General features: G+C 70.9%; 21 protein-coding genes and 2 tRNA genes. 5 read left to right on the top strand and 18 right to left on the bottom strand.

What is annotated here, in order from left to right; genetic code table 11:
• Positions 1-4: 4 nt before the first annotated feature.
• The 6 genes from mreD to ABZZ17_RS09845 form a co-directional block, all read right to left on the bottom strand.
• Positions 5-700, bottom strand: coding sequence for a rod shape-determining protein MreD (gene mreD, locus ABZZ17_RS09870; protein ID WP_356873952.1), 696 nt, complete (start codon positions 698-700; stop codon positions 5-7).
• A gap of 12 nt (positions 701-712) precedes the next feature.
• Positions 713-1,654: a rod shape-determining protein MreC gene (gene mreC / locus ABZZ17_RS09865; protein WP_356873950.1), complete on the bottom strand. Its 942-nt coding sequence runs from the start codon at positions 1,652-1,654 to the stop codon at positions 713-715.
• A gap of 167 nt (positions 1,655-1,821) precedes the next feature.
• On the bottom strand, positions 1,822-2,841 hold the full coding sequence (locus tag ABZZ17_RS09860) for a rod shape-determining protein (RefSeq protein WP_008738981.1): 1,020 nt from the start codon (positions 2,839-2,841) through the stop codon (positions 1,822-1,824).
• A 296-nt stretch (positions 2,842-3,137) separates the two neighbouring features.
• Positions 3,138-3,548, bottom strand: coding sequence for a nucleoside-diphosphate kinase (gene ndk, locus ABZZ17_RS09855; RefSeq protein WP_356873948.1), 411 nt, complete (start codon positions 3,546-3,548; stop codon positions 3,138-3,140).
• Positions 3,549-3,613: 65 nt separating this feature from the next.
• On the bottom strand, positions 3,614-3,970 hold the full coding sequence (locus ABZZ17_RS09850; protein ID WP_356873946.1) for a DUF4233 domain-containing protein: 357 nt from the start codon (positions 3,968-3,970) through the stop codon (positions 3,614-3,616).
• 7 nt (positions 3,971-3,977) lie between these two features.
• On the bottom strand, positions 3,978-5,498 hold the full coding sequence (locus tag ABZZ17_RS09845) for a folylpolyglutamate synthase/dihydrofolate synthase family protein (RefSeq protein WP_356873944.1): 1,521 nt from the start codon (positions 5,496-5,498) through the stop codon (positions 3,978-3,980).
• A gap of 118 nt (positions 5,499-5,616) precedes the next feature.
• On the opposite strand from ABZZ17_RS09845, the gene ABZZ17_RS09840 reads away from it, so the two are divergent.
• The gene (locus tag ABZZ17_RS09840) at positions 5,617-6,666 is read left to right on the top strand and encodes a rod shape-determining protein (protein WP_356873942.1); all 1,050 of its coding nucleotides are present in this window, start codon (positions 5,617-5,619) and stop codon (positions 6,664-6,666) included.
• 19 nt (positions 6,667-6,685) lie between these two features.
• On the opposite strand, the gene ABZZ17_RS09835 is transcribed toward ABZZ17_RS09840, so the two are convergent.
• Positions 6,686-7,837: a histidine kinase gene (locus ABZZ17_RS09835; protein WP_356873940.1), complete on the bottom strand. Its 1,152-nt coding sequence runs from the start codon at positions 7,835-7,837 to the stop codon at positions 6,686-6,688.
• Between the two features lie 164 nt (positions 7,838-8,001).
• Here ABZZ17_RS09835 and ABZZ17_RS09830 point away from each other — a divergent pair, with 164 nt between their 5' ends.
• Positions 8,002-8,586: a vitamin K epoxide reductase family protein gene (locus ABZZ17_RS09830; protein ID WP_356873938.1), complete on the top strand. Its 585-nt coding sequence runs from the start codon at positions 8,002-8,004 to the stop codon at positions 8,584-8,586.
• A gap of 63 nt (positions 8,587-8,649) precedes the next feature.
• On the opposite strand, the gene ABZZ17_RS09825 is transcribed toward ABZZ17_RS09830, so the two are convergent.
• A complete protein-coding gene (locus ABZZ17_RS09825; RefSeq protein WP_356873936.1) occupies positions 8,650-11,271 on the bottom strand; it encodes a valine--tRNA ligase in 2,622 nt (873 codons plus the stop codon).
• Positions 11,272-11,516: 245 nt separating this feature from the next.
• Here ABZZ17_RS09825 and ABZZ17_RS09820 point away from each other — a divergent pair, with 245 nt between their 5' ends.
• Complete coding sequence (locus ABZZ17_RS09820; protein ID WP_356873934.1) at positions 11,517-12,467, top strand: hypothetical protein; 951 nt, start codon at positions 11,517-11,519, stop codon at positions 12,465-12,467.
• 74 nt (positions 12,468-12,541) lie between these two features.
• Here ABZZ17_RS09820 and clpX read toward each other — a convergent pair whose 3' ends face one another.
• The 5 genes from clpX to ABZZ17_RS09795 form a co-directional block, all read right to left on the bottom strand.
• Positions 12,542-13,828 (bottom strand): ATP-dependent Clp protease ATP-binding subunit ClpX, encoded by a 1,287-nt coding sequence (clpX, locus tag ABZZ17_RS09815; protein WP_031145485.1) that lies wholly within the window; start codon positions 13,826-13,828, stop codon positions 12,542-12,544.
• Between the two features lie 153 nt (positions 13,829-13,981).
• Positions 13,982-14,653, bottom strand: a complete 672-nt coding sequence (locus ABZZ17_RS09810) for an ATP-dependent Clp protease proteolytic subunit (RefSeq protein WP_356873932.1) — start codon at positions 14,651-14,653, stop codon at positions 13,982-13,984.
• A 54-nt stretch (positions 14,654-14,707) separates the two neighbouring features.
• Positions 14,708-15,325, bottom strand: a complete 618-nt coding sequence (locus tag ABZZ17_RS09805; protein WP_030649990.1) for an ATP-dependent Clp protease proteolytic subunit — start codon at positions 15,323-15,325, stop codon at positions 14,708-14,710.
• A gap of 275 nt (positions 15,326-15,600) precedes the next feature.
• Positions 15,601-16,995 carry a trigger factor gene (gene tig / locus ABZZ17_RS09800; protein ID WP_356873930.1) on the bottom strand — a complete coding sequence of 465 codons (1,395 nt, stop codon included), beginning with the start codon at positions 16,993-16,995 and terminating at the stop codon, positions 15,601-15,603.
• A 165-nt stretch (positions 16,996-17,160) separates the two neighbouring features.
• Positions 17,161-17,237: transfer RNA gene (locus ABZZ17_RS09795), tRNA-Pro, on the bottom strand.
• A 178-nt stretch (positions 17,238-17,415) separates the two neighbouring features.
• Between ABZZ17_RS09795 and ABZZ17_RS09790 the strand changes: the two genes are divergently transcribed.
• Positions 17,416-17,486 (top strand) — tRNA-Gly (locus ABZZ17_RS09790).
• 73 nt (positions 17,487-17,559) lie between these two features.
• Here the strand turns inward: ABZZ17_RS09790 and ABZZ17_RS09785 are convergent.
• The 4 genes from ABZZ17_RS09785 to ABZZ17_RS09770 all read right to left on the bottom strand — a co-directional run bounded on the left by ABZZ17_RS09785 (position 17,560) and on the right by ABZZ17_RS09770 (position 21,027).
• Positions 17,560-17,754: a hypothetical protein gene (locus tag ABZZ17_RS09785; RefSeq protein ID WP_079426944.1), complete on the bottom strand. Its 195-nt coding sequence runs from the start codon at positions 17,752-17,754 to the stop codon at positions 17,560-17,562.
• A 154-nt stretch (positions 17,755-17,908) separates the two neighbouring features.
• Positions 17,909-18,364 (bottom strand): HD domain-containing protein, encoded by a 456-nt coding sequence (locus tag ABZZ17_RS09780; RefSeq protein ID WP_356873927.1) that lies wholly within the window; start codon positions 18,362-18,364, stop codon positions 17,909-17,911.
• Entirely contained in the window at positions 18,361-19,749 is a 1,389-nt protein-coding gene (locus ABZZ17_RS09775; protein ID WP_356873925.1) for a pyridoxal-dependent decarboxylase, read from the bottom strand. The genes ABZZ17_RS09780 and ABZZ17_RS09775 overlap by 4 nt, the downstream gene beginning before the upstream one ends.
• 135 nt (positions 19,750-19,884) lie before the next feature.
• A complete protein-coding gene (locus ABZZ17_RS09770; RefSeq protein ID WP_356873923.1) occupies positions 19,885-21,027 on the bottom strand; it encodes a PP2C family protein-serine/threonine phosphatase in 1,143 nt (380 codons plus the stop codon).
• Positions 21,028-21,143: 116 nt separating this feature from the next.
• On the opposite strand from ABZZ17_RS09770, the gene ABZZ17_RS09765 reads away from it, so the two are divergent.
• Complete coding sequence (locus ABZZ17_RS09765; protein ID WP_356873921.1) at positions 21,144-22,379, top strand: GNAT family N-acetyltransferase; 1,236 nt, start codon at positions 21,144-21,146, stop codon at positions 22,377-22,379.
• Positions 22,380-22,428: 49 nt separating this feature from the next.
• Here ABZZ17_RS09765 and ABZZ17_RS09760 read toward each other — a convergent pair whose 3' ends face one another.
• Positions 22,429-23,235 (bottom strand): DNA-formamidopyrimidine glycosylase family protein, encoded by an 807-nt coding sequence (locus ABZZ17_RS09760; protein ID WP_356873919.1) that lies wholly within the window; start codon positions 23,233-23,235, stop codon positions 22,429-22,431.
• Between the last annotated feature and the right edge of the window lie 123 nt (positions 23,236-23,358).

The following is a 23,358-nucleotide window of genomic DNA, read 5'->3' as shown; positions in this document are numbered from 1 at the left end:
CTCCTCACAGTTTCTTCACGCTCTTCACCGCCTTGACGCCCTTTATCCGGCCGGCCCGGTTGGCGCGGACGCGCGAGCCCCGCAGGCGCAGGCCGCCGCGCTGGCTGCCGATGCGCAGTCCCGTGCCGCCGGCCAGCCAGCCGGAGGACACGTCGTTGCCCTGGGCCGGTCCGCCGGCGGCGTCGACGGCCATCGGGTCGTTCTCGGCGCGCCGGGCCAGGGCCATGATGAAGGGCACCGTGAAGGGCGCGAGGAGCAGGTCGTAGAGGGTCGCGGTGAACAGCAGGCCGGTGAGGCCCACGTGCCGGGCGGCGGTGTCGCCGACGAGGGCGCCCACTCCGGCGTAGAGCAGGGTGGAGCCGATCGCGGCGGCGACGACGGTGAGCATCGGGCCCCAGGCCGAGCGGAACCGCCCGCTGTCGGGCCGGGCGAGGCCGACGAGGTAGCCGATCAGGCACAGCACGAGCGCGTACCGCCCGGCGGCGTGGTCGGCGGGCGGGGCCAGGTCGGCGAGGAGTCCGGCGCCGAAGCCGATGAGGGCGCCGCTGAGGTGCCCGTAGACCAGGGCGAGGGCGACGACGGTCAGCAGCACGAGGTCGGGGACGGCGCCGGGCAGCTGGAGCCGGCCGAGGACGCTGACCTGGATGACGAGGGCGACCACGATGAGTGTGGCCGAGAGCAGGATCCGGTTGAAGCGCATGACGGTCAGCTCCTACTCGTCGGCCGGCTTGCCGGACACGCCGGCGGACGGGGTGACGGTGACCGTGACGGTCGGGGTGGGCTTGGGTGCCTCGGGCTTGGGCGGCAGGACCGCGTCGCGCGGGTCCTCGCGCGGGGGCATCACCACGACGCCGACGATGTCGAGGCGGGAGAAGCCGACGAACGGACGGATCCAGACGGTGCGGGTCAGGTCGCCGCGCGAGGGGTCGACCTTGACGACCTCGCCGATCGGGACGCCGGGCACGAAGGGCTTGTTGCCGCGCGAGCCGAAGGTGACGAGGCGGTCGCCGGGGTTGATCTTGGCTTTGCCGTTGAGCATCTGGACGGACAGGGCGCGGTCCCCCTGGCCGGTGGCGAAGCCGAGCTCGCCGGTCTTCTCCAGGCGGGTGCCGACGGTGAAGTCCGGGTCGTTGGCGAGGACGACGGTGGCGGTGTCGGGGCCGACGGTGGCGACCCGGCCGACGAGCCCGTCCCCGTTGAGGACGGTCATGTCGCGCTCGATGCCGTCCTTGCTGCCCGCGTCGATGGTGACGGTCCAGGAGAAGCCCTGGGCCGCTCCTATGGCGATGACCTCGGCGCCCTTGATGCCGTACTGTCCGGCGCCGGCCCGCTTGAGCATCTCGTCGAGCTCGCGAATCCGGCTGCGGGTCTGGTCCTCGCTGCCGAGCTTGGCCTTCAGCATGCTGTTCTCGCGTTCGAGCGTCGCGATCCGGTTGTGGCGCTCACCGGAGTCGCGGACGGCCCCTATGGCGTTGGCGACCGGGTCCACCGCGGTCGCGACGCCCTTCTCGACCGGGCCGAAGACCGCTGCGGCGGCCTGCCGGGCACCGTCGACCGGCGACTCCTCGCCCGCCCTGATGTCCACCGTGATCAACGCGAACGCGATGGCGATCAGAAGCACCAGGAGCAGCCGGCTTTCTCGTGTGTCCCTCACGTGCGGCGGCCGTGCCTTCCTCGTAGATACCCGTGCGGCGGAGCCGCTCCGGCGGAACCGGGACTCCGACCGGACTGTGCCTGTATATCAACGATCCGCCGCACGGGCGCGGTAGCACCCGTACGGCGGATCCTTGTGTTCCGCTTGCCCCTTCGACGGGGATCCGGTCATCGTCGGGGCTGGGCGTCCAGGACCTGCTGGAGGGCCTCGAACTCCTCCACGCACTTGCCGGAGCCGAGTGCGACGGAGTCGAGGGGATCCTCGGCGATGTGGATCGGCATGCCCGTCTCGCGGCGCAGCCGCTCGTCCAGGCCGCGCAGCAGGGCTCCGCCACCGGTCAGGACGATGCCGCGGTCCATGATGTCGCCGGAGAGTTCCGGCGGGCACTTGTCGAGGGTCGTCTTGACCGCGTCGACGATGGCGTTGACGGGCTCCTCGATGGCCTTGCGCACCTCGGCCGCGGAGATGACCACGGTCTTGGGCAGGCCCGAGACGAGGTCGCGGCCGCGGATCTCGGTGTGCTCGTCCTTGTCGAGGTCGTACGCCGACCCGATGGTGATCTTGATCTGCTCGGCGGTGCGCTCGCCGAGGAGGAGCGAGTACTCCTTCTTGATGTGCTGGATGATCGCGTTGTCCAGCTCGTCGCCGGCGACCCGGATGGACTGCGCCGTGACGATTCCGCCGAGGGAGATGACGGCGACCTCGGTGGTGCCACCGCCGATGTCCACGACCATGTTGCCGGTGGCCTCGTGGACGGGCAGGCCCGAGCCGATGGCGGCGGCCATGGGCTCCTCGATGATGTGCACCTGACGGGCGCCGGCCTGCGTGGACGCCTCGATGACGGCGCGCCGCTCCACTCCCGTGATGCCGGAGGGTACGCAGACCACCACGCGGGGGCGGGCCAGGTAGCGGCGCTTGTGGATCTTGAGGATGAAGTACCGGAGCATGCGCTCGGTGATCTCGAAGTCGGCGATCACGCCGTCCTTGAGGGGGCGTACGGCGACGATGTTGCCGGGCGTCCGGCCGATCATCTTCTTCGCCTCGGAGCCGACCGCCAGGATGCCACCGGTGTTCGTGTTGATGGCGACCACGGACGGCTCGTTCAGGACGATTCCCCGGCCCCTCACGTACACCAGCGTGTTGGCGGTCCCGAGGTCGATCGCCATGTCACGGCCGATGAACGACATGTTGTTCCCCTTGTTCCCCATGAGGAGCGTCTGGCCTTCCAGTTGATAGCGGCTGCTGTCAGGTCGGCGAGGTGGGTGTGTGGGTGGAGGCCCCATCGTAGTGCCGCAAGTACGGACACCGCGCGACGGGACTCCGGCAATCCCGCCGGAACGGATACCCGCCCCCTTAGTGGTGACGTCGCGTCCTGCCCATGCGTTCCCGGTGGGGCCCGGTAATACCGAAGGGCGACCGAAATTACTTCGGTCGCCCCAGGTCATGAGCGCTATTCGGCTGATGTCGCGTCAGGAAAGAGTAATCAGAGCGCGGGGAAGAACAGCTTCAGCTCGCGCTCCGCGGACTCCTCGGAATCCGAGGCGTGGATCAGGTTCTCCCGGGTGATGGTCCCGAAATCCCCCCGGATGGAGCCGGGCGCCGCGGCGATCGGGTCGGTGGGTCCGGCCAGCTGGCGGACACCCTCGATCACGCGTTCCCCTTCGACCACCAGGGCGACGACCGGACCGCTGGACATGAAGCCCATGAGCGGCTCGTAGAAGGGCTTGCCCTTGTGCTCGCCGTAGTGGGTCTCCAGCGTCTCCGCGTCCAGCGTGCGCAGCTCCAGCGCGGGAACGGTCCAGCCGGCCTTCCGCTCGATGCGACCGATGATCTCGCCGATCAGGCCGCGCCTGACGGCGTCCGGCTTGAGCAGGACGAGGGTGCGCTGGGTCATGGTGGCAACTCCTTGCGGCATACGGGTGCGGTAGGGCGAATCTACAGGGCCGTCACGGTGAACCGTCACGCAGCGTCAGGAGCAGCGGCTTCCGCCTGCTCGGCCCAGCGGGCCTTGATGGCGTCGATCCGCCGGCCGTAGTGCACCGAGCACCACCACAGGGCGGCGAAGACCGCGCCCAGGAAGAACATCGTCGGCACCACGAAGCCGCTCGCGATCAGCCCGACCTGGAGCGCCCAGCCGAGCTGCACCGCGCCCGGGCGGGAGAGCATCCCGCACAGCAGCACCGACAGCAGCATCGTCACGCCGCAGACCGTCCACACCTGGGCCTGGGTCAGGTCCGGGTTCTTCATGGCCACCAGGCCCGCGAAGCCGACGATGAAGAACTCACCGATCAGCGTGCTCGCGCAGAGCGTGCGCATCGATCCCTCAGCCTCTCTTGAACAGCAGGCGGGCCTCGCCCACCGTGATCACGGAACCGGTCACCAGGACCCCGGCCCCTCCGTACTCCGCCTCTTCCTCCGCCAGGGTGACGGCCGCCTCCAGCGCGTCGTCCAGCCGGGGCTCCACCTGCACCCGGTCGGTGCCGAAGACCTCGACGGCCACGGCCGCCAGCTCGTCGGCGCCCATCGCCCGGTGGCTGGTGTTCTCCGTGACGACGACCTCCGCGAAGATCGGCTCGAAGGCCTCCAGCACCCCCTTGACGTCCTTGCCCTCGCTGGCCGCCACGACCCCGATCAGCCGGCTAAAGCCGAAGGCCTCGGTGACGGCCTCGGCGGTCACCCGCGCTCCCGCCGGGTTGTGGGCGGCGTCCAGCACCACGGTCGGGCTGCGGCGCACGACCTCCATGCGGCCCGGCGAGGTCACCGAGGCGAAGGCCTTCCGCACGGTGTCCGCGTCGAGCTCGCGGGCGTGCTCCCCGCCGATCCCGAAGAAGGCCTCGACGGCCGCCAGCGCGACGGCCGCGTTGTGCGCCATGTGGGCCCCGTACAGCGGCAGGAAGATGCCGTCGTACTCGCCGCCCACCCCGCGCAGGGTCAGCATCTGGCCGCCGACCGCCACCTCGCGGGAGACGACTCCGAACTCCATGCCCTCGCGGGCCACCGTCGCGTCGACCTCGACGGCCTTCTTCAGCAGCACCTGCGCCGCGTCCACCGGCTGCTGCGCCAGGATCACCGTCGCGTCCTGCTTGATGATGCCGCCCTTCTCCAGGGCGATCTCACCGGGCGTCGTGCCGAGCCGGTCGGTGTGGTCGAGGCTGATCGGGGTGATCACCGCGACCGTGCCGTCGATGACGTTCGTGGCGTCCCAGCTGCCGCCCATGCCGACCTCGACGACGGCCACGTCCACGGGCGCGTCCGCGAAGGCCGCGTACGCCATGCCCGTGAGCACCTCGAAGAAGGACAGCCGGTACTCCTCGGCGGCGTCGACCATCTCCACGTACGGCTTGACGTCGTGATAGGTCTCGACGAAGCGCTCGGCGCTGATCGGGGCGCCGTCCAGGCTGATCCGCTCGGTGACCGACTGCACGTGCGGGCTGGTGTAGCGGCCCGTGCGCAGCTCGAAGGCGTTCAGCAGGGCCTCGATCATGCGGGCGGTGCTGGTCTTGCCGTTGGTGCCGGTCACGTGGATCGACGGGTACGCGCGCTGCGGCTCGCCCAGGACGTCCATCAGCGCGGAGATCCGGCTGACGGAGGGCTCCAGCTTGGTCTCGCCCCAGCGGGTGGCCAGCTCCTGCTCCACCTCCAGCAGCGCCTTCGCCACCTCCGGGTCCTCCGGACGGGACGGCACCGGGTCGCCCTGCGGCGGTCCGGCCTGCGCGCGCAGGGTACGGCTGCCGGCCTCGATCACCGCCAGGTCGGGGTCGCGGTCGGCCTCCTCCGCGACTATCTGGTCGAACTCGTCGGAGGCGTGGTCTCGGTCGTGGCTCTCGGGCTGCTGCTCACTCACGGGACCCAGTCTACGGACGGGGACCCCGGGGACTTTCGGCCCGGCCGTTTCGGGACCTTCGGCGGCGATTGCGACCGGATCGTTATGCAAGCCTTGCGGGCAGGAGATTGGGGAACAAATGCCGCAGGCCAGCACCGAAAAGACCGCTTCCAGCCGCGACATAGGAATGGACCTGGGGACCGCCAACACCCTCGTCTACGCCCGGGGACACGGGATCGTCCTCAATGAGCCGTCCGTGGTGGCGGTCAGGGCGGGCACGACCACGGCGCTCGCCGTGGGGACGGAAGCCAAGGAGACCATCGGCCGCACCCCGGGCTCCATCACCGCGATCCGCCCCCTGAAGGACGGGGTGATCTGCGACTACGAGGCCGCCGAGGAGATGATCCGGCACTTCGTGCGCAAGGCCGTCCCCGGCCGCCGGACGCGCACCCGGATGGTGATCTGCGTGCCGTCCGGAGTGACCCCGGTCGAACGGCGGGCCATCGTCCACGCCTCCACCCGGGCCGGGGCGAAGTCCGTCCACCTGATCGAGGAACCCATGGCCGCGGCCATCGGCGCCGGGCTGCCGGTGGCCGAAGCCCGCGGATCGATGGTCGTCGACATCGGCGGCGGCACCACCGAGGTGGCCGTCATCTCGCTCGGCGGCATCGTCACCGCCCAGTCCCTGCGGATCGGCGGCGACCGGCTCGACGCGGCGATCACGGACCACGTGCGCAAGGAACACTCCCTGCTCATCGGCGAGCGGACCGCGGAGGACGTCAAGGTCGGCATCGGCTCCGCCTGGCCCGTCCCGGACCGGCCCGAACTGGAGACCCGTACCTTCACCGTGCGCGGCCGCGAGCGCGTCGGCGGCATGCCCAAGACGCTCGAACTGACCGCCCTCGACGTACGGGCCGCGCTCGACGAGCCGGTCGAGGCCGTCATCGCCGCCGTCCGCACCACCTTGGAGGAGTGCCCGCCGGAGCTCTCCGGCGACGTGATGGAACACGGCATCGTCCTCACCGGCGGAGGCGCGCTCCTGCCCGGCCTGGACCTGCGCATCGCCTCCGCGACCGGCATCCCCGTCTTCGTGGCGGACAACCCCCTGGACTGCGTCGCCCTCGGCTCGGGCCGCTGCGTCGAGGACCTCGACACGCTGAACGGCCTGCTGGCCCCGGCCAGGGCCTGAGCGGGCCCGGCGCCGCCCGTCAGGCGCGCGGCAGGACGGCCACCACCAGGTACGAGCCGTCCGTACGGGTGGCCGTCAGGCTGCCGCCCAGGCTCCGCACGCGTTCGGACATGCTCGCCGTGCCGGAGCCCGCCGAGACGGGGGCGCGGCCCGGGGCGCCATCCGGGAGGCCGTTGCGGACGGCGATCCGCAGCTGCGGCCCGTCCGTCGCGATCGACACATCGATGGTCTCCCCCCGCGCGTGCTTGGCCGCGTTCGTCAGGCACTCCTGCACCACCCGGTACACCGCCGCCTGCCGCAGCGGCGACAGCCCGTGCACGTCGGGGTCGAGCGTGAGCCGCACCGGCGAACCCGCCCGGTCGCTCTCCCGGGCCAGCGCGGCGAGCCCCTCCACGCCCGGGGTCGAGTCCCGCTCCCCGCGCTGCACGATGATCTCGTTCAGCACCAGGTGCGCGCGCCGCGCGGTGTCGGCGAGCTCCTCGAAGTCCTTCGCGTACGCCGTCTCCCGCGCCCGGACGGACAGCACCTCGGAGCGCACGGTCAGCAGCGTCAGCTCCCGCCCGACGAAGTCGTGGACGTCCCGGGCGACCGAGGTCCGCTCCTGCTGGACGGCGTTCTGCACCGCCGACTCCGCCCGCCTCGCCTCCAGCTCCCGCACCAGGTCGCTCCGGTAGGCGGCGATGCCCACGGCCGAGGCGAGCACCCCGATCGGCACGACCAGGCTGAGGAAGGAGCTCAGCGTCTGGATCCTGGGCTCGGGCCAGCCCGGCACGCTGAACACCGCGAACGCGAAGGCGACGTAGCCGACGGTGGCCAGGACCCCGGCCCGGCGGCCCCGGTAGCGGCCGACCGAGTAGAGCGCGAACTGGATGAGGGTGAGCTCGTGCAGCCAGCCGACGAACAGCAGGGCCGTCACGTACGCCACCCACGGCGCCCGGCGCCGCACCAGCAGGCTCGAACAGCCCGCGGCGAGCACGAGGGCGGCCATCCAGCCGTTGAGGGAGTTGTCGGCGGCGGCGAGGCCGGGCAGGTCCAGCGCCATCAGGGCCAGGCAGCTCAGCGCCGTGATGACGTCCAGCGCCCGGGGCGAGGCCGCCCAGCCGTCGGCCCGCCGGCGGCCCGAGGCCGCGGCCCGGTGGAGTGCCGCGAGGACGACGGGCTTGACGCGCATGTCCCCCATCATCCGTGGTCGCCGCCCCGGGATCGGATCGAGCCGGGGGACATATGAAGTGATATGCGGCACTCCGGTTGGCTCCGGGCAGGGGCCGGACGACCCGCCACACCCGTGACCTTCCGCCCTGGGGGACCGCCCCGCGCCCTCGTAGCGTCGGGGGAATGACCACCCCGAAGGCCGCCGCGCGGACCACCCGGCACATCACCGAGGACCACCGCACCGGACTGCTCCTCCTGATCGGCGGCCTCATCGGCACCCTCGCCTCCGGGGTCCTCGCCCACGACCGCGTCCGCACCCTGGAGGACCCCCTCTTCACCCCGGGCTGCAACGTCAACGCGGTACTGAGCTGCGGCGACGTGATGACCACCTGGCAGGGCAACCTGCTCGGCTTCCCCAACATGCTCCTCGGCCTCGCCGGCTTCGGGGCGCTCGCGGCCCTCGGCGCGGCGCTCGTCGCCGGGGCCCGGTTCCCGCGCAGGCTGTGGCGGCTCCTGTGGGCGGGCACCGCGGCCGGCTTCGCCCTCACCGTGTGGCTGATCGGCCAGTGCCTGTACGTGATCGGCGCGCTCTGCCCGTGGTGCGCGGCCGTCTGGGCGGTGGTGATCCCGCTGTTCTGGTACGTCACCCGGTACCTGTCCCGCCCCGGCTCCCCGCTGCGCGCCCTCCCCCACTGGCTGGTCCCGGTGACGCTGTACGGGGTCGTCGCCGTCCTCGTCCTGGAACGCTTCGGCACCCGGCTGCTCTGAGGCCCGGGTACGCGGAAGGCCCCCGTACGGCCGGACAGCCGTACGGGGGCCCCTCGCTCGCGGTTACGCCGCGGGCAGCGCGTCCAGCTGGGCCTGGAGCCGGGCGATGTCGGCCTCGGCCTTGGCCAGCCGGCCCTTGATCTTGTCCACGACGTTGTCGGGGGCCTTGGCGATGAACGCCTCGTTCCCGAGCTTCGCCTCGGCCTGCTGCTTCTCCTTCTCGGCGGCGCCCAGGTCCTTCGTCAGGCGCTTGCGCTCGGCGGGCACGTCGATGGTGCCCGACAGGTCCAGCGCGACGGTGGCACCGGCGACGGGGAGGGTCGCGGTGGCGCTGAAGGAGTCGCCCTCCGGCTGGAGGCGCAGCAGCTGCCGGATGGCGCCCTCGTGCGCGGCGAGCGCGGTACCGGACAGGTCCAGGCGGGCCGGAACCTTCTGGCCGTCCTGGAGGCCCTGCTCCTTGCGGAACCGGCGGACCTCGGTGACCACGGCCTGGACCTGGAGGATCTCGGCCTCGGCGGCCTCGTCGCGGAAGCCGCTGTCCGTCGGCCAGTCGGCGATGACGAGGGACTCGCGCCCGGTGAGCGTGGTCCACAGCGTCTCGGTGACGAAGGGGACCACCGGGTGCAGCAGCCGCAGCATGACGTCGAGGACCTCGCCCAGGACCCGGCCGGAAACCTTGGCCTGGTCGCCGCCCGCGAAGAAGGTCGTCTTCGACAGCTCGACGTACCAGCTGAAGACCTCGTCCCACGCGAAGTGGTAGAGCGAGTCCGACAGCTTCGAGAACTGGTAGTCCTCGTAGTACGCGTCGACCTCGGCCACGGTCTTGTTGAGCCGCGACAGGATCCAGCGGTCGGTCGCCGACATCGCCTCGGGGGCCGGCAGCTCGCCCTCGATGGTGGCGCCGTTCATCAGCGCGAAGCGCGTGGCGTTCCAGATCTTGTTGGCGAAGTTGCGGGAGGCCTGGACCCAGTCCTCACCGATCGGGACGTCGACGCCCGGGTTGGCGCCGCGGGCCAGGGTGAAGCGGACGGCGTCGGAGCCGTACTCGTCCATCCAGTCCAGCGGGTTGACGGCGTTGCCGAACGACTTCGACATCTTCTTGCCGAACTGGTCGCGGACCATGCCGTGCAGGGCGATGGTGTGGAACGGCGGGGTGCCGTCCATCGCGTAGAGGCCGAACATCATCATCCGGGCGACCCAGAAGAAGAGGATGTCGTAGCCGGTGACCAGGACGGAGTTCGGGTAGAACTTCGCGAGGCTCTCGGTCTGCTGCGGCCAGCCGAGCGTGGAGAACGGCCACAGGCCGGAGGAGAACCAGGTGTCGAGGACGTCGGTGTCCTGGTGCCAGCCCTCGCCCGTCGGCGGCTGCTCGTCCGGTCCGACGCAGACGACCTCGCCGTTGGGGCCGTACCAGACCGGGATGCGGTGGCCCCACCACAGCTGACGCGAGATGCACCAGTCGTGGAGGTTGTCGACCCAGTCGAAGTAGCGCTTCTCCATCTCCTGCGGGTGGATCTTGACCCGGCCGTCCCGGACGGCGTCGCCCGCCGCCTTCGCGAGCGGGCCGACCTTGACCCACCACTGCATCGACAGCCGCGGCTCGATGGTGGTCTTGCAGCGCGAGCAGTGGCCCACGGAGTGGCTGTACGGGCGCTTCTCGGCGACGATCCGGCCCTCGGCGCGCAGCGCGGCGACGATGGCGGAACGGGCTTCGAGCCGGTCCAGGCCCTGGAAGGGGCCGTGGACGGTGATGACGGCGTGCTCGTCCATGACGGCGAGGTTCGGCAGGCCGTGGCGCTGGCCGATCTCGAAGTCGTTCGGGTCGTGCGCCGGGGTCACCTTGACGGCACCGGTTCCGAACTCGGGGTCGACGTGCTCGTCCGCGACGATCGGGATGCGGCGGCCGGTCAGCGGCAGTTCGATCTCGGTCCCGACGAGGTGCTTGTAGCGCTCGTCCTCCGGGTGGACGGCGACGGCCGTGTCACCGAGCATCGTCTCGGCGCGGGTCGTCGCGACGACGATGGCGGAGTCGCCCTCGCCGTACCGGATGGAGACGAGCTCGCCGTCGTCGTCCTGGTACTCGACCTCGATGTCGGAGATCGCGGTGAGGCAGCGCGGGCACCAGTTGATGATGCGTTCCGCGCGGTAGATCAGCTCGTCGTCGTAGAGCTTCTTGAAGATCGTCTGGACGGCCTCGGACAGGCCCTCGTCCATGGTGAAGCGCTCGCGCGACCAGTCGACGCCGTCGCCGAGGCGACGCATCTGGCCGGAGATCTGGCCGCCCGACTCGCCCTTCCACTGCCAGACGCGCTCGACGAACGCCTCCCGGCCGAGGTCGTGACGGGACTTGCCCTCCTTGGCCAGCTCGCGCTCGACGACGTTCTGGGTGGCGATGCCGGCGTGGTCCATTCCGGGCTGCCACAGGGTCTCGAAGCCCTGCATCCGCTTGCGTCGGGTGAGGGCGTCGATCAGCGTGTGCTCGAAGGCGTGACCCAGGTGCAGGCTGCCCGTGACGTTCGGCGGCGGGATGACGACGGTGTAGGCGGGCTTGTCGCTCTTCGCGTCGGCCTCGAAGTAACCGCGCTCTACCCAGCGCTCGTACAGCTTCCCCTCTACCTCGGCCGGCGCGTACTGGGTCGGCAGTTCGGAGCTGGGGGCACTGGGTGTCTGCGTGTTCTCGGTCACGGGGCACAGGATACGGGGGCCGCCGCCCGCGTCACGAATCCATTCCACGACGGGGCACGCCGTTGACCCCGGTCCCCGCGGGCCCGTCTGACGAGGACCTGGGGCGGTGCGCTGCGCTGCGGGAGGCCATGGAGGTCCCGGCGGCGTCGTAGTTCGGTAACGCCTGGGACCCCGATGCCCCGGCCGGGCCCCGCTTCAGACAGGATGTGAGGAACGGATAAGCAAACCTCACAGGGGGACGCGGGATGAGTTTCAACCAGCCGGGGCCGTACGGCCAGCAGCCTCAGCAGCCGGGGCCCTACGGGCAGCAGCCCCCGCCGCCGCCCGGCCCGTACGGCCAGCCCGCCCCGCAGCCGGGCTACGGCTACCCGCAGCAGGCCCCGCCCCCGCCGGGCTACCCGCAGCAGCCCCCGGCCTACGGCCAGCAGCCCGGCTACCCCCAGCAGCCCCCCGCGTACGGCTACCAGCAGCCCCAGGGCCAGCCCCCGTACGGCGGCATGCCCCCGCAGAACCCCCCGAAGAAGTCCAAGGCCGGCGTCATCATCGGCGTCGTCGTGGCAGTGGCGGTCATCGCGGGCGGCGGCTGGTACTTCCTGGGCAGCGGCTCGAGCGGCTCGGTCTCCGACGCCACCAAGGGCTACAAGCTGGTCGCGCCGGAGACGGTGAACGACTTCAAGAAGGATCCGAAGTACCAGCAGAAGGACATGACCGACAAGGACCGCCAGGAGGCGGAGGCCGCTGGCATCAAGAACGCCACTTCGGTGGGCATGAACTACCAGTCGGGTGACCCGACGAACCCCATGTCGGCCAAGGCCCTCAACTTCTCCGGCCTCTACGGCGACATCGCGGACCCCGAGAAGACGGTCGACGGGTACTTCGCCATGGCGAAGCTGAACATGGGCAAGGACGGCAAGTCGTCGGCCGAACTCATCGGCAGCCCCAAGTCGGTGACCCCGGCAGGCTTCGAGGGCGCCGTCATGAAGTGCCAGGAGGTCAAGTTCGTCTCGAAGGACACGACCACCAAGGGCCCCAAGGAGGCGACCCTCCCGATCTGCATCTGGGGGGACTACAGCACCCTGGGCGTGGTCACGGCGAGCGACGTGGCCGCCCTGTTCGCGGGAAAGCCGGGCTACACCCTGGAGCAGAACGGCGAACTGGCCGCGAAGCTCTACAACACCGCCCGCGTCAAGAAGTAGCGGGCCCGCGGGACATCGGAAAGGGGGCGCTCCCCACGGGAGCGCCCCCTTTCACGTGCGGACCGCGGCAGCGGCTACGCCGACTTCTCGTGCGGGCCCTGGTCCTTCGGGACGATGCGCGGCACCAGCGTCGGGTTGACGTTGGAGCGGACCACGTCGGAGGTGATGACCACGCGGGCCACGTCCTTGCGGGACGGGACCTCGTACATCACCGACATCAGGACCTCTTCCATGATGGCGCGCAGGCCGCGCGCGCCGGTCTGGCGGAGGATCGCCTGGTCCGCGATGGCTTCGAGGGCCTCGCGCTCGAAGTCCAGCTCGACACCGTCGAGTTCGAACAGCCGCTGGTACTGCTTCACCAGCGCGTTCCGCGGCTCGACGAGGATCTGGAGCAGCGCCTCGCGGTCCAGGTTGTGCACCGAGGTCAGCACGGGCAGACGGCCGATGAACTCGGGGATCATCCCGAACTTCACCAGGTCCTCCGGCATGACCTCCTGGAACTGGTCGCTCGCCTCGATCTCCCGCTTCGAGCGGATCGTCGCCCCGAAGCCGATGCCCTTGGCACCCGCACGCGACTCGATGATCTTCTCCAGGCCGGCGAAGGCGCCGCCCACGATGAAGAGCACGTTCGTCGTGTCGATCTGGATGAACTCCTGGTGCGGGTGCTTGCGCCCGCCCTGCGGCGGCACCGAGGCCGTCGTGCCTTCCAGGATCTTCAGCAGGGCCTGCTGCACGCCCTCGCCGCTGACGTCGCGCGTGATCGACGGGTTCTCGCTCTTGCGGGCGACCTTGTCGATCTCGTCGATGTAGATGATCCCGGTCTCGGCCTTCTTGACGTCGTAGTCCGCCGCCTGGATCAGCTTCAGCAGGATGTTCTCGACGTCCTCGCCGACGTACCCGGCCTCCGTCAGCGCCGTCGCGTCGGCGATGGCGAACGGGACGTTCAGCATGCGCGCGAGCGTCTGCGCGAGGAGGGTCTTGCCGGAGCCCGTGGGGCCCAGCAGCAGGATGTTGGACTTCGCGAGCTCGATCGCGTCGTCCCGGCCCTGCGCGCCGCCGTTCTCGCCGGCCTGGACCCGCTTGTAGTGGTTGTAGACCGCTACCGAGAGCGCCTTCTTCGCCGGCTCCTGGCCGACGACGTAGCTCTCCAGGAACTCGTAGATCTCACGGGGCTTGGGGAGTTCCTCCCACCGGACCTCGGAGGTCTCCGCGAGTTCCTCTTCGATGATCTCGTTGCAGAGGTCGATGCACTCGTCGCAGATGTACACACCGGGTCCTGCGATGAGCTTCTTCACCTGCTTCTGGCTCTTTCCGCAGAACGAGCACTTGAGCAGGTCGCCGCCGTCACCGATGCGTGCCACGAGGTGCTTCCCCTTCGCCTGGGAGACGCCTGGTTCAGCGCTCCTGGTGCCTCATATCCGACGGTACCTTGCCGGGGGCCCCGTGCGGGGCCCCCTTGACGTGGTTCACATCGCCGAATGCGACGACGCTGCCACGCCAACTGGCGGCAAGGATCAGGCCGAGCTCTTGCGGGTCGAGATGATCTGGTCGATCAGCCCGTACGCGAGAGCGTCCTCGGCCGTGAGGATCTTGTCGCGCTCGATGTCCTCGCGGATCTTCTCCAGCGGGGTGGTCGAGTGCTTGGCCAGCATGGACTCCAGCTGGTCGCGCATGCGCAGGATCTCGTTGGCCGCGATCTCCAGGTCGGAGAGCTGCTCGCGGCCGGTGCCGCCCGAGGGCTGGTGGATCAGCACGCGGGCGTTCGGCAGCGCCATGCGCTTGCCGGGGGTGCCGGCGGCGAGCAGGACCGCGGCGGCGGACGCCGCCTGGCCCATGCAGACCGTCTGGATGTCCGGCTTCACGAACTGCATCGTGTCGTAGATCGCGGTCAGCGCGGTGAAGGAACCACCCGGGCTGTTGATGTAGATCGAGATGTCGCGGTCCGGGTCCATCGACTCCAGGCACAGCAGCTGCGCCATGACGTCGTTCGCGGACGCGTCGTCGATCTGCACGCCGAGGAAGATCACGCGCTCCTCGAAGAGCTTCGCGTACGGGTCGTACTCGCGCACGCCCTGCGAGGTGCGCTCGACGAAGCGCGGGATGACGTAGCGGTTGTCCACCTGCGGACCGTTGTGGAGGCCGCTCGCGGGAGAGAGGTTGTTCATGTACATCGAGGTTTTCACCATCCTGGTGGCGTTCTGCGGGCTGTCGACTGCTGGCTGGTGACGGTGGTGCGGGGATCAGGCCCCGGTGCCGCCGCCGCCCGGAACGTTGGACGCGGCCGAGATGATCTCGTCGATGAGGCCGTACTCCTTGGCCTCTTCGGAGGTGAACCAACGGTCGCGGTCACCGTCGCGGATGATCGCCTCGACAGTCTGACCCGAGTGGAACGCGGTGATCTCGGCCATGCGCTGCTTGGTGCGCAGCAGGTACTGGGCCTGGATCTTGATGTCGGACGCGGTGCCGCCGATGCCGGCGGAACCCTGGTGCATCAGGATGTCGGTGTTCGGCAGGGCGAAGCGCTTGCCCTTGGCGCCGCCGGTGAGCAGGAACTGGCCCATGGAGGCCGCCATGCCCATACCGATGGTGACGACGTCGTTCGGGATGTACTGCATGGTGTCGTAGACGGCCATGCCGGCCGTCACCGAGCCACCGGGGCTGTTGATGTACAGGTAGATGTCCTTCTCCGGCTCGGCGGCCAGGAGCAGGAGCTGCGCCGTGATCTTGTTCGCGATGTCGTCGTCGACCTGCTGGCCGAGGAAGATGATGCGCTCGCCGAGCAGCCGGTTGTAGACATGGTCGCCGAGGCCGCCACCGATGGACGGCTCACCCGCGGCGTAAGGCTTCAGATTCGTCACGTATCCACCTGCTCGTCTCCGACGGCCACATGCCGTCTCAGCGTCTCGTTCTGGGGCGCGGACCTACCGGCGGGGCGATGCCCTCCGGCTTCGGGTACTCCCGTGCCCTCGTATTCATGGACCCTAACGCGCAGGTAGGACAACGCCATCCCGCTTCCCGAACTGTTCGCTCGGAGCGCAAGGTCCGGCCCCCTCTTGGCGGGTGTGCGGAAGGGCCCGGACGCGGCTGCGTCCGGGCCCTTCACGGCACTGCTCAATGGGCTGGGCCCAAGGTGTTACTTGGCCTCGTCGGCCGCCGGCTCGGCGTCCGCCGCGACGTCGGCGTCGGCCGCGGCCGGGGCGGCCTCGGTCTCGTCCTCGTCGTCGGAGAGGTCGATGACCTCACCGTTGGTGTCGGTGACCTTGGCGGCCTCGACGACGACCGCGAGGGCCTTGCCGCGGGCGACCTCGCCGACCAGCATCGGGACCTGGCCGCCCTCGACGACCGCCTGGGCGAACTGGTCGGGGGACATGCCGGAGGACTGCGCGCGGCGCATGAGGTGCTCGGTGAGCTCCTCCTGGTTGACGCCCAGCTTCTCCTTGTTGACCAGGGCGTCCAGGACGAACTGGGTCTTGATGCCCTTGACGGCCTGCTCGCTGGTCTCGGCGTCGAACTCCTCGACCGTCTTGCCCTGGAACTCCAGGTACTTCTCGATGGTCAGACCCATCTGGCCGAGCTGGTGGTGCTCCAGGTTGTGCTTGCGGGTCTGGACCTCGTCCGCGAGGAGCTTCTCGGGGATCGGGACCTCGACGAGCTCCAGCAGCTTCTCCAGGACGCGCTCCTGGGCCTGCGTGGCCTGGTCGTACTGCTTCATGTTCTCGAGGCGCTTGCGGCTGTCCGCCTTGAGCTCGTCGAGGGTGTCGAACTCGCTCGCCATCTGGGCGAACTCGTCGTCCAGCTCCGGCAGCTCGCGGGCGGAGACCTTGGTGACCTTGACGGTGACCTCGGCGTCCTTGCCCTCGGCGGAGCCGCCCTTCAGCTGGGAGGTGAAGGTGGCCTCGCCACCGGCCTCCAGGCCCTTGACGGCCTCGTCGATGCCGTCGAGGAGCTCGCCGGAGCCGATGGTGTAGGAGACGTCGCTGGCGACGCCGTCCTCCAGCACCTCACCGTCGACCTTGGCCTCAAGGTCGATCGTGACGACGTCGCCGTCCTGGGCGGCGCGCTCGACGTCCTTGGTGGACGCGAAACGGCCGCGCAGCTGCTCGACCGACTTCTCGACGTCCTCGTCGGACACCTCTACGGCGTCGACCTCGACCTCGATGCCGGAGTAGTCCGGGATCTCGATCTCGGGGCGGACGTCCACCTCGGCGGTGAAGGACAGCAGCTCGCCGTCCTTCAGCTCCTTGATGTCGACCTCGGGCTGGCCCAGCGGGTTCAGGTCGGCCTCGTTGACCGCCTCGGTGTAGAACTTCGGGAGGGCGTCGTTGACGGCCTCCTCCAGCACCGCACCGCGGCCGAAGCGCTGGTCGATGACGCGGGCGGGGATCTTGCCCTTGCGGAAGCCCTTCACCGTGACCTGCTGGTTGATCTTCTTGTACGCCGCGTCGAGGCTGTCCTTGAGCTCCTCGAAGGGCACCTCAACAGTGAGCCGAACCCGAGTCGGGTTCAGGGTCTCCACGGCGCTCTTCACGGTTCGGTCTCCTTGTGGCTGACTGCTGGGGGTTCTGCCGTCTCGCTGCGATTCAGCGGTTCGGCGGACTTCGGCCCGGTACATCAGACACACGGGCACGCAGCTTGCATAGTAACCGCAAGCGGCAATCAGCCCACAACGCGATCATCGCGGAGGCGGTACTCGTGGTCGGGGTGGCCGGATTCGAACCGACGACCTTCCGCTCCCAAAGCGGACGCGCTACCAAGCTGCGCCACACCCCGTCGGTGCGACACGTAGGGTACATGCCCGGAGACCCTCCGACACGCGCGTTTTCCCTGCGGGCGGACGCGCGCGCGACGCGGGACTCCCGACCCGGCGGCGAAAGCGGTGTGACTCCCCCGGTGCGACCCGCTAGGATGCTGTCCGTGCCGCGGTCCCCGGACCTGCGGCGCACGCGTTGCGGGTGTAGCTCAATGGTAGAGCCCTAGTCTTCCAAACTAGCTACGCGGGTTCGATTCCCGTCACCCGCTCTTCATGGCTCAGGGCCAGGTCGAAGGATGTTTCCTCCGCCTGGCCCTGAGTCGTTTCCGGGGTTCCGGAGTCCTACAGCTTGATGCCGGCGATGGTGTCGGCGAGGGAGTTCAGGAAGCGGTTGACGTCCGGGGCGATGGAGCTGGACGCGAGGAAGAAGCCGAAGAGGACCGCGACGATCGCGGGGCCGGCCTTCATGTGCTTGCCGCGGATCAGGATCACCAGGATGATCGCCAACAGAACCACGACTGACAGCGAAATGGCCACTACTGATCACACCTTCGGTCGTCCCCTGGTCGGCCCGGGGTGCACGGCCGGGCGCGCCCCCACACGCACCATCCTCCCACCAACCGGCCCCTGCTACCCGTCTCGTGACGAATCGCCATCGCATCTTTGCCGCCAGGCGGGCGTGTTGCGGCGCTCAAGGCGTGGTGATGCCGAGGAGAGAGCGGACATACGCGTACTTCGCGGACAGCCGGTCGCGGGTGGGGCCGTCCAGGACGGAGAGACGGACGGGGTCCGCGTTGTGCGCGAGGTCGGCCTCCTTCACCAGGACGGCGCCGGGGGTGGCCAGGATGCGGGCGGCGTACTCCTCCAGCGGCTCCCCGGGGCGTTTGGTGAGGGCCAGGACCATGGCCTTGACCGGGTCCGGGAGGGCCGCGGAGGCGAGCCACTCGGCGCTGAGGGCGTCGTCCTCGACGGAGTCGTGGAGCCAGGCCGCCGCCTGCTGTTCGGCGCTGCCGCCGCGCAGGCGGACCCCCTCGGCGACGGCCGCCAGGTGCTCGGCGTAAGGCCGGCCGGCCTTGTCGGTCTGGCCCTCGTGCGCCTCGCGGGCCAGGGCCTCGACCTCGATGAGGGTCAGCGGCTCCCGGGTCATGCGATCTCCTTCGCTGCCGTACGGAGGGCCTCGGCGGCCCGGCGCACATCGGCTTGCGTGGTACGCCAGTTGGAGAACGCGGCGCGGAGCGCGGGGGTTCCCTCGTAGACGGTGGGGGTAACGAACACCTCGGCGGCAACGGCCTCCCGCAGGGCGGTGAGGCGGTCCGGGGTGGGGTCCTGGGCGAGGGTGAAGCAGACGACGTTGAGGCGGACCGGGGCGAGGAGCCGGAAGGCCGGGTCGTGGTCGAGGCGTTCGCCGAGGGCGCGGGCGCAGGCGATGTCGCGTTCGACGATCTCGCGGTGGCCGCGGCGGCCGTAGGCGCGCAGGGTGAACCAGGCGGCGAGGGCGCGCAGCCGGTGCGAGTTCTCGGGGGTGAGGTGGACCAGGTCGGGGAGGTCGCCGAGGGGGCCGAGGTAGGCGGCGGCGTTCTGGAAGACGCGGGCCTGGAGGTCGCGGCGGCGCGTGAACTGGACGGCGCTGTCGTAGGGGACGTTGAGCCACTTGTGGAGGTCGACGCAGAGGGAGTCGGAGGCGTCGAGGCCGTCGGTGAGGTGGGCGTGTTCCGGGGAGAGGGCCGCGAAGGCGCCGAAGGCGGCGTCGGTGTGGAGCCAGAAGTCGTGGCGGTCCTTGAGCGCGGCGAGGGCCCGGAGGTCGTCGAAGTCGACGGTGTTGACAGTTCCGGCGTTGGCGACGACCACGGCCGGGCCGGGGGTGTCGGCGAGGGCCCGTTCCAGGGCGGCGGGGTCGACGGCCTCGCGGCCGGGCAGCGTGGGGACCCGTACGAGGGCGGACCGGCCGAGGCCGAGGACGGAGAGGGCCTTGGCGATGGAGGAGTGCGGGGCGCCGGAGAGCACCCGGACGGGGCCGAGCGCGGCGGCGCCGTCCTCGGCCGGGGAGACGCCGAGGCGTTCGCCGAGCCATTCGCGGGCGATCGCGAGGCCGGTGGTGTTGGACATGGTGGCGCCGCTGACGAAGGTGCCGGTGTGGGCGTCGGAGAGGCCGAAGAGCTCGCGGAGCCAGCCGACGGTCTCGCGTTCGAGGTGCTGGCCGGCGCCGTCGAAGGAGGAGTTGGAGTTCTGGTCGTGGGCGGCGGTGAGCCAGTCCCCGGCGAGCGCGGCGGGGGTGGCGCCGCCGGTGACGAAGCCGAGGTAGCGGGGTCCGGCGGAGGCGGACAGGCGCGGGGCCCAGCGGTCCTGGAACGCGGCGAGGGCCTGCTCGGTGCCGTCGCCGTGCTCGGGGAGCGGTTCGGGGGCGGGCGGGGCGGGGGCGGCCGGTACGACGGGCCGCGCGTCCAGGGTCGCGAGGGCCTCGGCGGCGGCGCGGCGGGTGGCGTCGAGGAGGTCGGGGAGGCGGGCGAGGTCGCCGGCGAGACTGCGGTCCATGCGCGCACGGTAGCCCCGGCCGGCGGTCGGAAAACGTGCCAATCCCGACCGATTGGCCCAGCTGGGCGTCTCCGCCCCGGGCGGTCCGTGGCCGGGCCTGCGACCCGGCGGGACGGGGGCGCGGGGCCCGCTTCGTCAGGGGGAGCGGCGGATGAGGAGGAGGGCGCGGTCGTCGTTGACGTCCTTGGCGACCTTTTCGATCAGGTGCCAGGCGGCACCCTCCCAGCCGGAGGCGACGTAGCGGTCGGCTTCGCCGGTGAGGCGGTCGATGCCCTCGCTGATCTCGCGTTCGGAGGTCTCGACGAGGCCGTCGGTGAAGAGCATGAGGACGTCGCCGCGGCGCAGGTTGCCGCTGGCGGGCTCGAACTCGGCTCCGTCGTAGACGCCGAGGAGGGGGCCCTCGCCGGAGACCTCCCGCCAGCGGCCGGTGCCGGCGGAGAGCTGGAGGGCGGGGAGGTGGCCGGCGGAGAGGAGTTCGTAGTCCCCGGTCTCCAGGTCGAGGACGAGGTGGATGGACGTGGCGAAGCCCTCGTCCCAGTCCTGGCGCAGCAGGTAGCCGTTGGCGGCGGGCAGGAAGCCGTGCGGGGGCAGGGCGCCGAGGAGGCCGCCGAACGCGCCGGAGAGCAGCAGGGCGCGGGAGCCGGCTTCCATGCCCTTGCCGGAGACGTCGGTGAGGACGATCTCCAGGGTGCGGCCGCCGTTCGTCCTGGCCGCGACGACGAAGTCCCCGGAGAAGGACTGGCCGCCGGCCGGACGCAGGGCCATCTCGCGGTGCCAGCCGCGCGGCAGGGCGGGCAGTTTGCTCTGGACGCGGATGCGTTCGCGCAGGTCGAAGAGCATGGTGCCGCCGCGTCTCCAGGGCACGCCGACGCGGCTGCGGAACTGGGCGATGACCAGTCCGAAGAATCCGCAGGCGGCGACGACGAGGACGGTGCCGGGGGTGACGCGGGCGGGTCCCTGGGTATAGGGGCCGAGGACGAGGGCCTCGACGATCAGGGCGGCGGCGGACGCGGCGTACAGGGCGAGGAGGCTCGCGGGGCGCAGCAGCAGGCCGCCGGCGACGATGGGCAGGACGAGCGCGGAGGGCGAGAACCAGACCGGCAGCATGATGGTGCCGCAGGCGATGGCGGGGACGGTCAGGAGCAGTCCGCCGAAGGCGAGCCAGTCGGATCCGTCGCCGCGGAAGTAGTCGACGGCGGATTTGCGCAGGGCGGTGCGGGCCCGGTGCGACAGCATGCGCGTCCGGGCCATGAGCGTCTCCACACGTGCTCCGGCCATTGTCCGGGACCCTATCCATCCTGGCTGTGTGCGCGCAGGGGTACCCCCGCACGGTGGTCACGTTCCGGGGGAAAATCGCTTCGTGCGGGCCGGAATGCCCTGGTAGGGATGGCCTCATGGCTCTTGTTACGCGCGTATTGCAGTCTGATGAGTGGGATGTCTGGTACGACCACCTGGAACTGGCGTTCGGTGGCGTGCCGGAGACCCCGGAGGAGCGCGACCTGTACCGGTCCCTGACCGAGCCCCGGCGTTCGCTGGGGGTGTGGGACGGCGCGACGTGCGTGGGCTCGGCCGGCGCGTTCAGCTTCCGGCTGTCGGTGCCGGGCGGCGCGGTGGTGCCGGCGGCGGGGGTGACGATGGTCGGGGTCGCGCCGACGCACCGCCGGCGCGGGGTGCTGACCTCGCTGATGCGCCGCCAGCTGGACGATGTCCGTGCGGGTGGTGAACCGATCGCCGTGCTGACGGCGTCGGAGCCGGAGATCTACGGGCGGTTCGGCTACGGGACGGCCGTGTACTCCCTCGCGGTGGACGTGGACACGACCCGGGTACGGCTCTCCGTGCCGCCGGGGACGGACGGGGTGCGGCTGCGGCTGGTGGATCCGGAGAAGGCGCTGGCCGACTGCGAGCGGGTCTACGCGGCGCTGGTCGCGGCCCGGCCGGGGATGCCGGCCCGGCAGCCGGGCTGGGAGCGGCAGGCGCTGCTGGATCCGCCGGGGCGGCGCGACGGCGCGTCCCCGCTGAAGTGCGTGGTGGCGGAGGCGGCGGACGGCGAGGTCGTCGGGTACGCGCGCTACCGGGTCAGGCCGGACTGGGAGCTGACCGGTTCGGACGGCAAGGTCGAGGTCTACGACGTCGACGCGACGGACCCGGCGGCGTACGCGGCGCTGTGGCGCTACCTCTTCGAGATCGACCTGACCTGGCACGTGCGGGCGTACGGGCGGCCCGTGGACGATCCGCTGCTGCACCTGGTCAGCGACATCCGGCGGACCCGGACCCGGACCCGGGACGCGCTGCACCTGCGGCTGGTGGACCTGGGGGCGGCGCTGGAGGCGCGGACGTACGGGGCTCCGCTGGACGTGGTCGTGGAGGTCGAGGACGCGTTCTGCCCGTGGAACGCGGGCCGGTGGCGGCTGACGGCCGACGCGCGGGGTGCGGCGCGGTGCGTCCGGACCGGGGACGCGGCGGAGCTGGAGCTGTCCGTGCGGGAGCTGGGCTCGGCGTACCTGGGCGGGGTGACCCTGACCTCCCTGGCGGCGGCGGGCCGGGTGCGCGAGCTGCGCCCGGGCGCGCTGCGGGAGGCCTCGCGGGCCTTCGCCGGGGACGTGGCGCCCTGGCTGTCGCACCGGTTCTAGTGGGACGGCGCTCCCCGGCGCTCCCTGGCGCTGAAGCTGGCGCTGTCGGCTAGCGCTGCTGGCAGGAAGGGCACCAGAAGAGGTTGCGGGCGGCGAGGCCGGCGGTGCGGATCTCGCCCCCGCAGATGTGGCAGGGCATGTTCGCCCTGCGGTAGACGTACACCTCGCCGCCGTGGTCGTCCACCCTCGGGGGGCGGCCCATGGCCTCGGGGAGGTGTTCGTCGCGGACGGTGTCGATGCGGTTGTGGCGTACGCCCTCGCGCATCAGGGCGGCGAGGTCCGTCCACATCGCGTCCCATTCGGCGCGGGTGAGGTCCTTGCCGAGCCGGTAGGGGTCGATGCCGTGCCGGAAGAGGACCTCGGCGCGGTAGACGTTGCCGACTCCGGCGACGACCTTCTGGTCCATGAGCAGGGCCGCGATGGTGGTGCGAGAGCGGGAGATCCGGGCCCAGGCGCGGCCGGGGTCGTCGGCCGGGCGCAGCGGGTCGGGGCCGAGCCGGTCGTGTATCGCCTTCTTCTCGCCCTCGCCGATCAGCGCGCAGGCGGTGGGGCCGCGCAGGTCGGCGTGGTGGTCGGCGTTCAGCAGGCGCAGCCGGACGGTGTCGGTGGCCGGCGGGGCGGGGGCGGGGCCGAAGCCGAGCTTGCCGAAGAGGCCGAGGTGGATGTGGATCCAGGCGTCGCCGAGTTCGAGGAAGAGGTGCTTGCCGTGTGCCTCGGCGCTTTCGAGGGTGCGCCCGTCGAGCAGGGCGGCGCTGTCGGCGAAGCGGCCCTGGGGGCTGCTGACCCGGACCGGGCGGGCGGCGAACCGTTCCGTGTGGTCCTGGGCGAGGCGGTGGATCGTATGCCCTTCGGGCACGGCTGTTCTCCTCGGCGTGAACTCGGCCGTGGGGGGGGGGGCCCCCCCCCGCCCACCGCCGGAGCCTCGACCCCGGAGCCGAGTGGGTGGGGCGGCGCTTCGGGAGGGGGCAGGCGCGAGCGC

The sequence above is a fragment of the Streptomyces sp. NPDC006512 genome (genome assembly GCF_040611935.1).
In the GTDB taxonomy this organism is placed as follows: domain Bacteria; phylum Actinomycetota; class Actinomycetes; order Streptomycetales; family Streptomycetaceae; genus Streptomyces.
Note: the sequence above shows the minus strand (reverse complement) of the source record. Positions and strands in the feature narration are given on the sequence as shown.

Bases quoted from the DNA above. Each gene is read 5' to 3' on its own strand.
- mreD (WP_356873952.1), bottom strand. From the start codon at position 700: ATGCGCTTCAACCGGATCCTGCTCTCGGCCACACTCATCGTGGTCGCC.
- ABZZ17_RS09810 (WP_356873932.1), bottom strand. From the start codon at position 14,653: ATGGTGAAAACCTCGATGTACATGAACAACCTCTCTCCCGCGAGCGGC.
- ABZZ17_RS09835 (WP_356873940.1), bottom strand. From the start codon at position 7,837: ATGCGCGTCAAGCCCGTCGTCCTCGCGGCACTCCACCGGGCCGCGGCC.
- ABZZ17_RS09860 (WP_008738981.1), bottom strand. From the start codon at position 2,841: ATGTCGTTCATCGGCCGTGACATGGCGATCGACCTCGGGACCGCCAAC.
- ABZZ17_RS09770 (WP_356873923.1), bottom strand. From the start codon at position 21,027: ATGGCCGGAGCACGTGTGGAGACGCTCATGGCCCGGACGCGCATGCTG.
- ABZZ17_RS09780 (WP_356873927.1), bottom strand. From the start codon at position 18,364: ATGACCCGGGAGCCGCTGACCCTCATCGAGGTCGAGGCCCTGGCCCGC.
- ABZZ17_RS09765 (WP_356873921.1), top strand. From the start codon at position 21,144: ATGGCTCTTGTTACGCGCGTATTGCAGTCTGATGAGTGGGATGTCTGG.
- ABZZ17_RS09830 (WP_356873938.1), top strand. From the start codon at position 8,002: ATGACCACCCCGAAGGCCGCCGCGCGGACCACCCGGCACATCACCGAG.
- ABZZ17_RS09850 (WP_356873946.1), bottom strand. From the start codon at position 3,970: ATGCGCACGCTCTGCGCGAGCACGCTGATCGGTGAGTTCTTCATCGTC.
- ABZZ17_RS09840 (WP_356873942.1), top strand. From the start codon at position 5,617: ATGCCGCAGGCCAGCACCGAAAAGACCGCTTCCAGCCGCGACATAGGA.
- ABZZ17_RS09775 (WP_356873925.1), bottom strand. From the start codon at position 19,749: ATGGACCGCAGTCTCGCCGGCGACCTCGCCCGCCTCCCCGACCTCCTC.
- ndk (WP_356873948.1), bottom strand. From the start codon at position 3,548: ATGACCCAGCGCACCCTCGTCCTGCTCAAGCCGGACGCCGTCAGGCGC.
- ABZZ17_RS09820 (WP_356873934.1), top strand. From the start codon at position 11,517: ATGAGTTTCAACCAGCCGGGGCCGTACGGCCAGCAGCCTCAGCAGCCG.